This window comes from Klebsiella sp. JN_Kp122, from assembly GCF_040062085.1.
GTDB classification, from domain to species: domain Bacteria; phylum Pseudomonadota; class Gammaproteobacteria; order Enterobacterales; family Enterobacteriaceae; genus Klebsiella; species Klebsiella aerogenes.
In genome coordinates this window covers 82,558-97,135 of the sequence record NZ_JBEAHW010000041.1, presented here as the reverse complement: position 1 = coordinate 97,135, position 14,578 = coordinate 82,558, and the positions used below count along the sequence as shown (strand labels likewise).

General features: G+C 52.8%; 14 protein-coding genes and 2 tRNA genes. 11 read left to right on the top strand and 5 right to left on the bottom strand.

Translation table 11 applies throughout. The annotated features are described in order from the left end of the window. On the bottom strand, positions 1–1,434 hold the full coding sequence (gene dacB / locus ABLU78_RS17115) for a serine-type D-Ala-D-Ala carboxypeptidase (protein WP_047055017.1): 1,434 nt from the start codon (positions 1,432–1,434) through the stop codon (positions 1–3). A gap of 235 nt (positions 1,435–1,669) precedes the next feature. Here dacB and greA point away from each other — a divergent pair, with 235 nt between their 5' ends. Continuing rightward, on the top strand, positions 1,670–2,146 hold the full coding sequence (greA, locus tag ABLU78_RS17110; protein ID WP_015369513.1) for a transcription elongation factor GreA: 477 nt from the start codon (positions 1,670–1,672) through the stop codon (positions 2,144–2,146). 152 nt (positions 2,147–2,298) lie between these two features. Here the strand turns inward: greA and yhbY are convergent, their stop codons facing one another. After that, positions 2,299–2,592 carry a ribosome assembly RNA-binding protein YhbY gene (gene yhbY / locus ABLU78_RS17105; RefSeq protein ID WP_002918374.1) on the bottom strand — a complete coding sequence of 98 codons (294 nt, stop codon included), beginning with the start codon at positions 2,590–2,592 and terminating at the stop codon, positions 2,299–2,301. A gap of 123 nt (positions 2,593–2,715) precedes the next feature. Here yhbY and rlmE point away from each other — a divergent pair, with 123 nt between their 5' ends. The 7 genes from rlmE to ABLU78_RS17070 all read left to right on the top strand — a co-directional run bounded on the left by rlmE (position 2,716) and on the right by ABLU78_RS17070 (position 9,110). Then, the gene (rlmE, locus tag ABLU78_RS17100; RefSeq protein WP_008806638.1) at positions 2,716–3,345 is read left to right on the top strand and encodes a 23S rRNA (uridine(2552)-2'-O)-methyltransferase RlmE; all 630 of its coding nucleotides are present in this window, start codon (positions 2,716–2,718) and stop codon (positions 3,343–3,345) included. Positions 3,346–3,444: 99 nt separating this feature from the next. After that, on the top strand, positions 3,445–5,379 hold the full coding sequence (ftsH, locus tag ABLU78_RS17095) for an ATP-dependent zinc metalloprotease FtsH (RefSeq protein ID WP_015369514.1): 1,935 nt from the start codon (positions 3,445–3,447) through the stop codon (positions 5,377–5,379). Positions 5,380–5,733: 354 nt separating this feature from the next. Next, complete coding sequence (folP, locus tag ABLU78_RS17090; protein ID WP_032709247.1) at positions 5,734–6,582, top strand: dihydropteroate synthase; 849 nt, start codon at positions 5,734–5,736, stop codon at positions 6,580–6,582. After that, on the top strand, positions 6,575–7,912 hold the full coding sequence (gene glmM / locus ABLU78_RS17085) for a phosphoglucosamine mutase (RefSeq protein WP_015369516.1): 1,338 nt from the start codon (positions 6,575–6,577) through the stop codon (positions 7,910–7,912). Before folP ends, glmM begins: the two co-directional genes overlap by 8 nt. Positions 7,913–8,139: 227 nt before the next feature. Beyond that, positions 8,140–8,469, top strand: a complete 330-nt coding sequence (gene secG / locus ABLU78_RS17080) for a preprotein translocase subunit SecG (RefSeq protein ID WP_015369517.1) — start codon at positions 8,140–8,142, stop codon at positions 8,467–8,469. A gap of 9 nt (positions 8,470–8,478) precedes the next feature. Further along, positions 8,479–8,565, top strand: a tRNA-Leu gene (locus ABLU78_RS17075). 149 nt (positions 8,566–8,714) lie between these two features. Next, a complete protein-coding gene (locus ABLU78_RS17070; RefSeq protein ID WP_015369518.1) occupies positions 8,715–9,110 on the top strand; it encodes a hypothetical protein in 396 nt (131 codons plus the stop codon). Between the two features lie 38 nt (positions 9,111–9,148). Here ABLU78_RS17070 and ABLU78_RS17065 read toward each other — a convergent pair whose 3' ends face one another. From ABLU78_RS17065 to argG, 3 genes are all read right to left on the bottom strand, one after another. Next, positions 9,149–9,700 (bottom strand): YfaZ family outer membrane protein, encoded by a 552-nt coding sequence (locus tag ABLU78_RS17065; RefSeq protein WP_015369519.1) that lies wholly within the window; start codon positions 9,698–9,700, stop codon positions 9,149–9,151. A gap of 173 nt (positions 9,701–9,873) precedes the next feature. Further along, a complete protein-coding gene (locus ABLU78_RS17060) occupies positions 9,874–10,503 on the bottom strand; it encodes a winged helix-turn-helix transcriptional regulator (RefSeq protein WP_015369520.1) in 630 nt (209 codons plus the stop codon). A 170-nt stretch (positions 10,504–10,673) separates the two neighbouring features. Then, the gene (gene argG / locus ABLU78_RS17055; RefSeq protein ID WP_015369521.1) at positions 10,674–12,017 is read right to left on the bottom strand and encodes an argininosuccinate synthase; all 1,344 of its coding nucleotides are present in this window, start codon (positions 12,015–12,017) and stop codon (positions 10,674–10,676) included. A 306-nt stretch (positions 12,018–12,323) separates the two neighbouring features. On the opposite strand from argG, the gene ABLU78_RS17050 reads away from it, so the two are divergent. The 3 genes from ABLU78_RS17050 (at position 12,324) to nusA (ending at position 14,574) form a co-directional block, all read left to right on the top strand. Next, a tRNA-Met gene (locus ABLU78_RS17050) sits at positions 12,324–12,400 on the top strand. A 206-nt stretch (positions 12,401–12,606) separates the two neighbouring features. Further along, the gene (gene rimP / locus ABLU78_RS17045) at positions 12,607–13,059 is read left to right on the top strand and encodes a ribosome maturation factor RimP (protein ID WP_015703598.1); all 453 of its coding nucleotides are present in this window, start codon (positions 12,607–12,609) and stop codon (positions 13,057–13,059) included. Positions 13,060–13,086: 27 nt separating this feature from the next. Next, positions 13,087–14,574 carry a transcription termination factor NusA gene (gene nusA, locus ABLU78_RS17040; protein WP_015369524.1) on the top strand — a complete coding sequence of 496 codons (1,488 nt, stop codon included), beginning with the start codon at positions 13,087–13,089 and terminating at the stop codon, positions 14,572–14,574. The last annotated feature ends 4 nt before the right edge of the window (positions 14,575–14,578 follow it).

Here is a 14,578-nt window from a genome sequence, read left to right as displayed (position 1 = left end):
TTAGTTGTTCTGGTACAAATCTTTATACAGTCGACTTTCGAAGCGCACCAATGGTATGCGGCGGTTGCGCTGGTCGCCCGGCGGCACCGCATAGCCGGAGAGGTACTGTACGAAGGCCATCTTTTGGCCGCTGGCGGTGGTAATGAAACCTGCCAGGTTATATACCCCCTGCAGCGAACCGGTCTTCGCCGAAACCTTACCGTCAACGCCCGCCTGATGAAGACCGGCACGATACTGCAGCGAACCATCGTGCCCGGCAAGCGGCAACATCGAGATAAAGTTGAGTTCATTGTCGTGCTGAGCAATGTACTGCAATACCTGCATCATCGTTGCCGGCGCGATCAGGTTGTGCCGGGACAGGCCTGAGCCATCGGCGATAATCGTGTTACCGAGGTCAATACCCGCCTGCTGGCGCAGGATTTGCCGTACCGCGTCGGAGCCGGCGCGCCAGGTTCCCGGTACGCCCATTCGCGCGTGGCCGATAGTACGGAACACCGTATCAGCAATCATGTTGTCGGATTTCTTCAACATGATGCGCAGAAGATCGTGCAACGGCGCCGATTGAGTCGTCGCCAGCACGGTACCCGGATCGTTGGCCAGCGTCTGGCGCAGAAGAGTACCGCTGTAGGTGATCCCCGCATCGGCGAGCTCGGCTTTCAGGATCGCGCCTGCATAGCCTGCGCCATCCTGAATGGCAAACGCCAGCGGCAGCGGCTCGCTGCGCTGCGGCAGGCAGCCGGTGAGGGTATAGCGGTTGAGATCGCCCGGCACAACGTCCAGCTCGCAGTACTGCGCTTCTGCGGAGCCGCGCGCCAGCGTCCGCACCTGGCTGAACATGGTGACCGGATAGTAAGACGCCACGCGGATGAAGGCCAAATCGCCCGCTTTCTGTGCGCTAAAGAGCGAGACGGAGAAACAGTTGCGATCAACGATCGCCGCCGCTGGCGGGGCGCTGAAGCACTGCGTCATATCGTTCCACGGCCAGCCGGGAGCCTTATCGTGGCTGGCGAAAACCGAGGTATCGATAAGCACATTGCCTTCAATACGCTGCACGCCGGCTTTTTTCAGCGACGCCACCATGTTGCGGATATCCTGACGCTTTAGCGTCGGATCGCCGCCGAAGCGGGCAATCAGGTCGCCTTTCAGCACACCGCCGTCAAGGGAGCCTTTGGTTTCCAGCGTCGTGGTGAAGCGGAAATCCGGCCCCAACTGCAGCAACGCGGCCAGCGCGGTGATCACCTTCTGGGTACTGGCAGGCAGCGCCATCTGCTGGCTGTGAAAGTCTATCTCCGGCGTCGGGGAGCCAACCTTCTGCGCCATAAAGGCAAGGTTCGCGCCGGCAGGAAGCTGGCTGATGTACTCGTCAATATTCGCGGCCTGAGCGCTAAGCGCTATACCGGCAGTCAATCCGATGATAAATCTGGGAAATCGCATAATCTCGCGCTAACAACCTGAAACCAAGCCGTCATACTACGGTGCATCACCCTGTAAAGTAAACGATGACCCATAGTGAACTTCAGGGTAAAATGCGTATCAAATTGAAAATTGCTGCTGACCTGGGGAGTGTTTCCCGGGTCGGTTTTCTTTTTGCTTCGGCCATGGCTAAGACGTGACCGATGGCGGAACGACTCCGTCCGTTCCATGAAGGAATGATAAAGAGGTATAACAAATGCAAGCTATTCCGATGACCTTACGTGGCGCAGAAAAACTGCGCGAAGAACTGGATTTCCTGAAGTCCGTACGTCGTCCAGAAATTATTGCTGCTATCGCTGAAGCGCGTGAGCACGGCGATCTGAAAGAGAACGCGGAATACCACGCGGCCCGCGAACAGCAGGGCTTCTGCGAAGGTCGTATCAAGGATATCGAAGCAAAACTGTCGAACGCGCAGGTTATCGATATCACTAAGATGCCGAATAATGGCCGCGTGATTTTTGGCGCCACGGTCAGCGTGCTGAACCTGGATAACGACGAAGAGCAGACTTACCGCATCGTGGGCGATGATGAAGCTGATTTTAAACAGAATCTCATCTCTGTGAATTCACCGATCGCCCGCGGCCTGATCGGCAAAGAGCAGGATGACGTCGTCACTATCCGTACCCCGGGTGGTGAAGTGGAATACGAAATTATCAAGGTTGAATACCTGTAAGGCGTATTTCCCGCTACGATGTTTATAGATTGTAAAGAAAGGAAAAAGGCCGCATAGCGGCCTTTTATCAACGTCAGGAGCATGGCATTTTGCTCGCCTGGCCACAGAAATCCCTCGTTTTACACAATGTTGTGTCGGGATTCAGGATATTCTTAGCGTGGCAGCGAGATTTTACGCTCTGGCGTTGGGCGGTACAGAACCAGCGTTTTACCGATGACCTGTACGTTACAGGCGCCGGTTTCACGCACGATGGCTTCCACGATCAAGGCTTTAGTTTCGCGATCTTCTGAGGCGATCTTCACCTTGATGAGCTCATGGTGCCCTAACGCTTGTTCGATCTCGGCCAGTACCCCTTCGGTCAAACCATTATTGCCAAGCATAACTACCGGCTTGAGCGGATGTGCCAGACCTTTCAGGTGCTGTTTTTGTTTAGTACTCAGATTCATCGTATTTTTTTGCTTACGTTGGGATTGAAAACGGGTCATTCTACCGCCATCTCCCATATATCGCCAAACTACCGCGTCGATTTTTACGCAGTAAAGTACGATGAACCCGAATGGGAATGTTAAATGACAGGTAAAAAGCGTTCTGCCAGCTCAAGCCGCTGGCTTCAGGAACACTTTAGCGATAAATATGTTCAACAGGCACAGAAAAAGGGGTTACGTTCCCGTGCCTGGTTTAAACTTGATGAAATACAGCAAAGTGACAAGATTTTTAAGCCGGGAATGACGATAGTCGATCTCGGCGCTGCTCCCGGTGGCTGGTCGCAGTACGCGGTTACGCAGATCGGAAACAGCGGCCGCATCATCGCTTGCGATCTTTTACCAATGGATCCAATCGTCGGTGTGGACTTCCTTCAGGGCGATTTTCGTGATGAATTAGTCCTGAAAGCGTTACTTGAGCGAGTAGGCGACAGTAAAGTACAAGTTGTCATGTCCGATATGGCGCCGAATATGTGCGGAACACCGGCGGTGGATATTCCCCGGGCCATGTATCTGGTAGAACTGGCGCTTGAAATGTCTCGTGATGTATTAGCGCCAGGTGGTAGTTTTGTAGTGAAGGTGTTCCAGGGCGAAGGCTTCGATGAGTATCTTAGAGAAATTCGCTCCCTGTTTACGAAGGTCAAAGTTCGTAAGCCGGACTCTTCCCGCGCTCGTTCGCGTGAAGTGTATATTGTAGCGACCGGGCGTAAACCATAACCGGTAGATTTCAAACGAAAGTTTGAAAGACGCTGGATATAGAGTATCCTGACGCTGTTTTTAACACAGTTGTAATAAGAGGTTAATCCCTTGAGTGACATGGCGAAAAACCTAATACTCTGGCTGGTCATTGCCGTTGTGCTGATGTCAGTATTCCAGAGCTTTGGGCCCAGCGAGTCGAATGGCCGCAAGGTGGATTATTCTACCTTCCTGCAAGAGGTCAATCAGGACCAGGTTCGCGAAGCGCGTATCAACGGACGTGAGATCAACGTTACCAAGAAAGATAGTAACCGTTACACGACTTACATTCCGGTTAACGATCCGAAGCTGCTCGACAACCTGTTGACTAAAAACGTCAAAGTGGTTGGCGAACCGCCGGAAGAACCGAGCCTGCTGGCTTCCATCTTCATTTCCTGGTTCCCGATGCTGCTACTGATCGGCGTCTGGATATTCTTTATGCGTCAGATGCAGGGCGGCGGCGGAAAGGGCGCGATGTCCTTCGGCAAGAGCAAGGCCCGAATGCTGACCGAAGACCAGATCAAAACCACCTTTGCTGACGTTGCCGGTTGCGACGAAGCGAAAGAGGAAGTGGGCGAGCTGGTTGAATATCTGCGCGAACCGAGCCGTTTCCAGAAGCTGGGCGGTAAAATCCCGAAAGGCGTCCTGATGGTCGGCCCTCCGGGTACCGGTAAAACGCTGCTGGCGAAAGCTATCGCCGGCGAAGCAAAAGTGCCGTTCTTTACTATTTCCGGTTCTGACTTCGTAGAAATGTTCGTCGGTGTCGGCGCGTCTCGTGTACGCGACATGTTCGAACAAGCTAAGAAAGCAGCGCCTTGCATCATCTTCATCGATGAAATCGACGCCGTCGGTCGCCAGCGTGGCGCCGGTCTTGGCGGTGGTCACGATGAGCGTGAGCAGACCCTGAACCAGATGCTGGTTGAGATGGATGGTTTCGAAGGTAACGAAGGTATCATCGTTATCGCCGCGACTAACCGTCCGGACGTTCTGGACCCGGCATTGCTGCGTCCAGGCCGCTTCGACCGTCAGGTTGTCGTTGGTCTGCCGGATGTTCGTGGTCGTGAGCAGATCCTGAAAGTTCATATGCGTCGCGTACCGCTGGCGCCGGATATCGATGCGGCAATCATTGCCCGTGGTACTCCTGGCTTCTCCGGTGCTGACCTCGCGAACCTGGTGAACGAAGCTGCCCTGTTTGCTGCCCGTGGTAACAAACGCGTCGTCTCGATGGTTGAGTTCGAAAAAGCGAAAGACAAAATCATGATGGGTGCGGAACGCCGCTCCATGGTGATGACGGAAGCGCAGAAAGAATCGACCGCGTACCACGAAGCGGGCCACGCGATTATCGGTCGTCTGGTTCCGGAACACGATCCGGTACACAAAGTGACGATTATCCCGCGCGGCCGTGCGCTGGGTGTGACCTTCTTCCTGCCGGAAGGCGATGCTATCAGCGCCAGCCGTCAGAAACTGGAAAGTCAGATCTCCACTCTGTACGGCGGTCGTCTGGCGGAAGAGATTATCTACGGTGCTGAACATGTTTCTACCGGCGCGTCCAACGATATTAAAGTTGCGACTAACCTGGCGCGTAACATGGTCACCCAGTGGGGCTTCTCCGACAAACTCGGCCCGCTGCTGTATGCCGAAGAAGAGGGCGAAGTGTTCCTCGGCCGTAGCGTCGCGAAAGCGAAGCATATGTCTGATGAAACCGCGCGTATTATCGACCAGGAAGTGAAATCGCTGATTGAGCGTAACTACGGTCGTGCTCGCCAACTGCTGAACGACAACATGGATATTCTGCACGCGATGAAAGATGCGCTCATGAAATATGAGACCATCGATGCGCCGCAGATTGACGACCTGATGGCTCGTCGTGATGTTCGTCCGCCGGCGGGTTGGGAAGAACCAGGTTCTTCTAACAACTCAGGCAACAATGGCACTCCGACGGCGCCGCGTCCGGTTGACGAGCCGCGCACGCCTAACCCGGGCAATACCATGTCGGAACAGCTGGGCGACAAATAAGTCTCCACGCTTTGCTAAAGCGCTCTGACTAATAAGGGCCGCAGCCTAATCCGCTGCGGCCCTTTTGTTTTTATGCGTCCGTTTGCAGCGGTTGGCTATGAGATCCTCTTTCGGAACATAGCTATGACGATGGCGTGCTATCGTCCATCGCGTAAAATGTTTTCGGGATGGTGGCGGCTTCAACACGCGCGGATGCGCCGTCTGTCTGATAATATTCATTTTTTGAATATTTAAACGCCGGGGCTTCATTAACCTGTTGAGGAATTGAATGATGTCACCGCCAGAATCTCTAAGATGGTGCGGGCCGAGCCCTGTCCGTACTACAACTGTACAAAACCATAGCGGAAAGAAAACATGCAATTACACGCCCAGGGGTCAACGCTCGATCTCTCCCATCCGCATGTGATGGGGATCCTTAACGTCACGCCAGATTCCTTCTCCGATGGCGGCAGTCATAATTCGTTGATAGAGGCGGTTAAGCACGCCAATCTGATGATTAACGCTGGGGCGACTATTATTGATATCGGCGGTGAATCAACCCGTCCTGGGGCGGCGGATGTCAGCGTCGAGGAAGAGCTGGCGCGGGTGATCCCGGTGGTAGAAGCGATTGCACAGCGTTTTGAAGTTTGGATCTCGGTTGATACCTCGAAAGCCGAGGTAATCCGCGAATCCGCGCGCGCTGGCGCGCATATCATTAACGATATTCGCTCATTAACCGAGCCCGGCGCCCTGCAGGCCGCCGCGCAAACCGGGCTACCGGTGTGCCTGATGCATATGCAGGGGCAGCCGAAAACGATGCAGGAAGCGCCGAAGTACGAAGATGTTTTTGCCGAGGTTGACCGTTTTTTTGCTGAACACATTGTGCGCTGCGAACAGGCGGGGATCGCAAAAGAAAAATTGTTGCTCGACCCGGGATTCGGATTCGGTAAAAATCTTTCCCATAACTATGAACTGCTTGCCCGACTTGGGGAGTTCCATCATTTTGGCCTCCCGCTGCTGGTGGGGATGTCGCGTAAGTCGATGGTGGGTCAGCTGTTGAACGTGGGGCCGTCGGAACGGCTGAGCGGCAGCTTGTCCTGCGCAGTCATTGCTGCAATGCAGGGCGCGCAGATAATTCGCGTCCATGATGTCAAAGAAACGGTAGAAGCGCTGCGCGTGGTGGAAGCCACCCTGGCCGCTAAGGAAAATAAACGTTATGAGTAACCGCAAATATTTTGGCACCGATGGTATTCGTGGCCGCGTTGGCGACGCACCTATTACGCCTGAGTTCGTGCTGAAGCTGGGTTGGGCGGCAGGTAAAGTGCTGGCGCGCCATGGCTCACGTAAAATTATTATCGGTAAAGACACGCGAATTTCTGGCTATATGCTGGAATCCGCGCTGGAAGCTGGCCTGGCGGCTGCGGGCTTGTCCGCTTCGTTTACCGGCCCTATGCCGACGCCGGCAATCGCCTATCTGACCCGCGCCTTCCGCGCTGAAGCGGGAATCGTCATCTCTGCCTCTCATAACCCTTTCTATGACAACGGTATTAAATTCTTCTCTATCGAAGGCACTAAGCTTCCGGATGACGTCGAAGAAGCGATTGAAGCAGAGATGGAAAAAGAGCTGACCTGCGTTGATTCCGCTGAGCTTGGGAAAGCCAGCCGTATCGTCGACGCCGCCGGCCGCTATATTGAGTTTTGCAAAGGCACCTTCCCGAATGAGCTGAGCCTCGGCTCGCTGAAGGTGGTGGTGGATTGCGCCCACGGCGCGACTTACCACATTGCGCCAAATGTATTCCGCGAATTGGGCGCGCAGGTTATCGCGATGGGCTGTGAACCTGATGGGCTGAACATTAACGAAGAGGTCGGCGCAACCGACGTACGCGCGCTGCAGGCTCGCGTGCTGGCGGAAAAAGCCGATCTGGGTATTGCCTATGACGGTGATGGCGATCGCGTCATTATGGTTGACCATGAAGGCAACAAAGTCGATGGCGATCAGATCCTCTATATTATCGCCCGTGAAGGCCTGCGCCAGGGCCAGCTGCGCGGCGGCGCAGTCGGCACGCTGATGAGCAACATGGGGCTTGAGCTGGCGCTGAAGCAGCTTGGCATTCCGTTTACCCGCGCGAAAGTGGGTGACCGTTACGTGCTGGAAAAACTTCAGGAAAAAGGCTGGCGTATCGGCGCGGAAAACTCCGGTCACGTGATTCTGCTCGACAAAACCACCACCGGCGATGGCATTGTCGCCAGCCTGCAGGTGGTGGCGGCGATGGTGCGTAATCATATGAGCCTGCACGATCTGTGCAGCGGTATGAAAATGTTCCCGCAGATTCTGGTCAACGTACGCTTTACCGAAGGCAGCGGCAACCCGCTGGAACATGACAGCGTAAAAGCGGTCACTGCCGAAGTAGAAGCTGCGCTGGGGAATCGTGGGCGCGTGCTGCTGCGTAAATCCGGTACTGAACCGCTGATCCGCGTGATGGTTGAAGGCGAGCATGAAGCGCAGGTGAAGGAATTTGCCCACCGTATCGCCGATGCGGTTAAAAGCGTATAACTATCGCAGCTAAGTGATTAAAAAGGCGGCTCTTGCTGCCTTTTTAAGCATGTGAAAACGCTTTTTGCTGTTTTTTTCCGCAGTTGATACAATACGCCAAAATTGCCCTTGCGAAGGTTATTCGCTTTGGTTAGTATTCACACCCGCTTCAGTGGGAAATATTAAAACGTCCCGCTTTATTGGTGAAGCACTTGGTATGCGGCGAATCCGCAAGGAACAGGTTGATTATGTACGAAGCTCTTTTAGTAATTTTCCTTATTGTAGCGATTGCCCTTGTTGGCCTGATCATGCTGCAGCAAGGTAAAGGCGCTGACATGGGAGCCTCCTTCGGAGCAGGCGCTTCCGGCACGTTGTTTGGTTCTAGCGGTTCTGGTAACTTCATGACCCGTATGACCGGCATTCTGGCCGCGCTGTTCTTCATCATCAGTCTGGCGCTGGGTAATATCAACAGCAACAAGACCAATAAAGGAAGCGAGTGGGATAATCTGAGTGCGCCGAAGTCTGAGCAGACTCAGCCAACCGCACCGGCTCAGCCGGCCAGCGATATCCCGCACTAAGTATTCTGTACCGAGGTGGTGGAATTGGTAGACACGCTACCTTGAGGTGGTAGTGCCCTAACGGGCTTGTGGGTTCGAGTCCCATCCTCGGTACCAATATTCCAGAGAAAAGACGCTGAAAAGCGTCTTTTTTTGTTTTTGTTCCCTCTATGCGTTGTTTATTTATAAACAACACTCCGCTGGTTTTGATCCCCGAGAAATCGCTAAAGTCGCCCTCATCAATTTTGACGAGGTTCAGTGACGCCATGCGTACTTTAAAAGTAGTTATCATTGCCGGTGTATTGGGCCTGGCCGGATGCAGCAGTCATTCGTCGCCAGAAACAGTAGACACGTTGAATACCCTGCAGGTGCCGGTTATAAATAATTCCGCGGCCGCGCCGGAATCATCAACGGTCGTTAACTATTTTCAGGATAACAGCCTGCTTATCAGCAAGTTAAGCCAGTCGCTCAAAAGCAACTATTTACAGGATGTAGATAAACGGGATGTCTTTGATAAAGATAGCGAGGCGTATCAGGTTTACGGGGCGTTAACCAAACTTGAACAAATGGCTTCGATGAACGACGTCTACCGTAAAGAGAACAATATTGCGGGCTTGCAGGAAATTAATAAACTGCTGAAAACCATACCATCTCTTGCATAAAAAGAGGGATTGCCGGCAGGCAATCCCGTTTGCCGCGCTTAGAAACGGAAATTGAAACCCGCATAGGCGCCATCCGCCAGAACGTTATCGCGGTGGTCATGTTTACCCGCCATATCGATATAGCGATAGCCCGCTTCGATGCTCATGGATTTGATGATATTGACGCGTAAGCCGGCATTGGCTTCGAGATATTCATCAACGCCGCTGGACATGGAATCCGGGGAATAATAAGCCTCACCGAACAAGGTAAAGAAATCGCCAAGCGGTAGTTGAGCACCGCCGCCGAGGGCAATCGCATAGCCTTCATCGCCATCGTTCGGATTCAGATATACCGCTTTACCGCCAGCCGTCAGCAGGAACGGACCGAGATCAAAGTTATAGCCCATGCCCAATCCCACCGTATCGCCATCGTTATCGCTATGCGCCCAGTTACCGTTAAAGGTCATTCCGGGAGCCTGCGGGTTAAAGCTGGCTGATAAGTTGGTGAATTCTGAACCGGCTTCACCGTGAAGATTAACGGAAGCGAAGGCGGCGCTGCTGGCGCTCAGGGCCGCGATAAGCAGGATGGATTTCAATCTGAACATGCTCATTATTCATATTCCTTCGGGTAAAAAAATGCCCGATACGAGCGCTCGGGCAAAATTAACGGGTTTCTGGTTTAATAGTTATGTGCAGAATAGAAGCATTTATCGCCCGCCGTTACCGTTTATATGTTTAATTTTAAACAATGGCCGAGGGCGATAAGTTGCTGGTCAAGCGGGGACTAAAACTTCTCAGGCAGGGAGGTGATACTCTGTAAATAACCACCGCGGGCAAACTCGATATAGCCGCCCTTTTTCAACGCTGATAACACATTCAGAATACTGCTGCGCGACAAGTGTGTGCGGTCCTGAATATATTCCAGCATGGATACCCGCGAGCGGGTCTCTTCAGGAAGCAGTAACATTTCCATTAAATGATTACGAATGACCGAATAAGTCCGCTGTTGTAATACTAAATCGTCGCGATACACCAAATAAGAGGTGTGGTAAGCCAGCAGCCGGGTGACCTCTTCCCACATGTTATGCTCACTGAAGAGTTGCATGGCTTTATCGCTGTCAATCCGCAGGATCTCCGTATCGACTTCCGCACGAAGGCCATGGCTACGGCTGGGCTGCAGCATTTCGGCTACGCCAAACAGGTGCGGCTCATAGACGGTGACCATAAGTAATCTGTCCGATGAGCGAAAAATGGAGAGCTCACCTTTCTTAAACAGATAGAGCTGGATTTTGCCTTTATATTCCCAGCTAAGCCTTTTCCTTGCGACCATATTTATTGGCGTGGCATGCGGTTCCAGCAACGACATCAGACGATTGATCGCGTCTTGCGGCCGAACGGGAGGTTTAATATTCATTGCGATCCTCTCGGTATAAGAGTACAGGTATTCGATAAATTATAGATGGTGATTATTAAAAATAGTGATGTCATAAACTATAACGATAAAGCAGAGTTGTTATTTAGGATTTATTGCGGAAATAAAAAAGCCGGCGGGTTAGCGCCGGCTGGAGAGTTTGGCTTCGCGGTTTATTTATCGCGATTTTCCAGGTTTTCAACCTGTGGCAGACCGGTGGCGGAAGACGCGCTGAGTAGCCCGGATTGGGCATAGCCGAATAGCTTCTCACGGGTATCGGTAATGTCCAGGTTGCGCATGGTCAGCTGGCCGATACGATCTTCAGCGGTAAACATGGAATCGCCTTTTTCCATAGTCAGACGCTCTGCTTTATAGGTCAGGTTGTCTGAAACGGTATTCAGGATTGAGTAGTCGTTGCCGCGACGCAGTTCCAGAGTCACTTCGCCGGTGATCTGACTGGCGACCCAACGCTGCAGCGAATCGCGCAGCATCAGCGCCTGGGAATCGAACCAGCGACCCTGATAGAGCAGGCGACCCAACTGGCGGCCATGAGCATGATATTGCTCAATGGTATCTTCGTTGTGGATACCAGTCAGCAGTCGCTCGTAGGCGATATGCAGCAGTGCCATCCCCGGAGCTTCATAGATGCCACGGCTTTTCGCTTCGATGATGCGGTTTTCAATCTGATCGCTCATGCCCAGACCGTGGCGACCGCCGATGCGGTTAGCTTCCAGCATCAGTTCGACGTCATCGCTGAACGTTTTGCCATTCAGCGCAACCGGATGACCCTGTTCAAAACGCACGGTCACTTCTTCAGCGGCGATTTTTACGCTTTCATCCCAGAACTTCACGCCCATAATCGGGTTGACGATTTTCACGCTGGAATTAAGGAATTCGAGATCTTTTGCTTCGTGCGTCGCGCCCAGCATGTTGGAATCGGTGGAATAGGCTTTCTCGACAGACATTTTGTAGTCGAAGCCGCAGGCTATCATAAACTCGGACATTTCATGACGGCCGCCCAGTTCATCAATGAAATCGCTATCCAGCCACGGCTTGTAGATCTGAAGTTCCGCATTGGTCAGCAGGCCGTAGCGATAAAAACGCTCGATATCGTTGCCTTTATAGGTGCTACCGTCGCCCCAGATGTTGACGCCATCTTCTTTCATTGCGGCAACCAGCATGGTGCCGGTCACGGCTCGGCCCAGCGGCGTGGTGTTGAAATAGGTTAAGCCGCCGGTGGTGTTATGGAATGCGCCGCACTGAATCGCCGCGATGCCTTCCGCCACCAGTTGTTTGCGGCAATCAATCAGACGAGCGCCTTCAGCGCCATACTCTTTCGCACGACGCGGAATGGCCTCGTAGTCGTCTTCGTCAGGCTGGCCCAGGTTCGCGGTATATGCATAAGGAACCGCGCCTTTTTTACGCATCCACAGCAGGGCGGCGCTGGTATCCAGCCCACCGGAGAAAGCAATACCAATACGTTGACCAACCGGGAGATGCTTAAGAATCGTCGTCATAAAATAAAACCCTGCTAGATAGACTGTGGTGAGTTCGACTCAACAACAAATTTGCATTTTTATGCACTAATTGTGAGTTTTCATTTAATCATCTTTTGCTGGCGACAGGAAGAGCCTGATGGTGATTTTGCTAAAAAAGCCTGAAATGCCAGCATAAACGGCAAGCGGGTGGTGTAAAATGGATGTTGACAAAATATATGATTTATCGATACAATTCACCACGATTTTATGTCCCGTCCTCGGTACCAAATCCCAGCAGTATTTGCGTCTTTTACTCAGAAAGAGTAAAATATGCCACGTTTCAGGCGCGGGGTGGAGCAGCCTGGTAGCTCGTCGGGCTCATAACCCGAAGGTCGTCGGTTCAAATCCGGCCCCCGCAACCACTTTCCCATTAAGTACTTTTTCAAATATACTGTGAGGACTAGGTCCTTCGTAGCCGGATTTGAAAGAATTCTTCTGGAAGGTGTTCCAGATCGCAATTGCGGTCTCAGGGTTCAGTTATCTAAAGCCCCGATTTATCGGGGTTTTTTGTTATCTGACTTCAGAATAACTGGGCTATACGCCCTTTTTTTATGTCTTGGGGGTGGGTTTGTCCACATTAGAGCAAAAATTAACAGAGATGCTCACTGCGCCAGTTGAAGCGCTTGGCTTTGAGCTGGTCGGCATCGAATTTATTCGCGGTCGCACATCCACACTGCGCATCTATATTGATAGTGAAGATGGCATCAATGTTGATGATTGTGCTGATGTGAGCCACCAGGTCAGTGCTGTCATGGATGTCGAAGATCCAATCACCGTCGCTTACAACCTGGAAGTCTCTTCGCCTGGTCTCGACCGTCCGATGTTTACTGCTGAACACTATCAACGTTTCACCGGTGAAGAAGTTTCGCTGGTGCTGCGTATGGCGGTACAGAACCGTCGTAAATGGCAGGGCATTATCAAAGCGGTAGACGGTGAGATGATCACGGTAACCGTCGAAGGCAAAGATGAAGTGTTCGCGCTGAGTAACATCCAGAAGGCGAACCTGGTTCCCCACTTTTAACAGTCTGGATTGAGGTGAAAGGCCCCGATGAACAAAGAAATTTTGGCTGTTGTTGAAGCCGTTTCCAACGAAAAAGCGCTGCCGCGCGAGAAGATTTTCGAAGCGTTGGAAAGCGCTCTGGCAACGGCGACCAAGAAAAAATACGAACAAGAGATCGACGTTCGCGTAGAAATCGACCGTAAAAGCGGTGATTTCGACACCTTCCGTCGCTGGCTGGTGGTTGAAGAGGTCACTCAACCGACTCGCGAGATCACGCTGGAAGCCGCGCGTTACGAAGATGAAAGCATGAACGTCGGCGACTACGTTGAAGATCAGATTGAATCTGTCACCTTCGACCGTATCACCACGCAGACCGCTAAACAGGTTATCGTACAGAAAGTACGTGAAGCTGAGCGCGCGATGGTTGTCGATCAGTTCCGCGAGCACGAAGGTGAGATCATCACCGGCGTGGTGAAAAAAGTAAACCGCGACAACATCACTCTGGATCTGGGCAGCAACGCTGAAGCCGTGATCCTGCGTGAAGATATGCTGCCGCGTGAAAACTTCCGTCCGGGCGACCGTATTCGCGGCGTGCTGTACGCCGTTCGTCCAGAAGCGCGCGGCGCGCAGCTGTTCGTGACTCGCTCCAAACCGGAGATGCTGGTCGAACTGTTCCGCATTGAAGTGCCGGAAATTGGCGAAGAAGTGCTGGAAATCAAAGCCGCAGCCCGCGATCCGGGTTCTCGTGCGAAAATCGCCGTGAAAACCAATGACAAGCGTATCGACCCGGTTGGCGCTTGCGTAGGTATGCGCGGCGCGCGCGTTCAGGCGGTTTCTACCGAGCTTGGCGGCGAGCGCATCGATATCGTCCTGTGGGATGATAACCCGGCGCAGTTCGTGATTAACGCCATGGCGCCGGCTGACGTCGCGTCCATCGTGGTGGATGAAGATAAACACACCATGGACATCGCGGTAGAAGCAGGCAACCTGGCGCAGGCGATCGGCCGTAACGGTCAGAACGTCCGCCTGGCATCGCAGCTCAGCGGCTGGGAACTCAACGTCATGACCGTTGATGACCTGCAGGCTAAGCACCAGGCTGAAGCCCATGCCGCTATCGATACCTTCACCAAATATCTCGATATTGATGAAGATTTCGCAACCGTACTGGTTGAAGAGGGCTTCTCCTCGCTGGAAGAACTGGCCTATGTGCCGATGAAAGAACTGCTGGAAATCGACGGCCTTGATGAAGCGACCGTTGAAGCACTTCGTGAGCGTGCGAAAAACGCACTGACTACACTGGCGCTGGCTCAGGAAGAAAGCCTGGGAGACAACAAACCTGCCGACGATTTATTGAATCTGGAAGGTTTGGACCGTGCTCTGGCGTTTAAGCTGGCTGCCCGTGGTGTTTGTACGCTGGAAGATCTCGCCGAACAGGGCGTTGATGACCTGGCTGATATCGAAGGTATGACCGACGAGAAAGCTGGTGAACTCATCATGGCTGCTCGCAACATTTGTTGGTTCGGCGACGAAGCGTAATAAA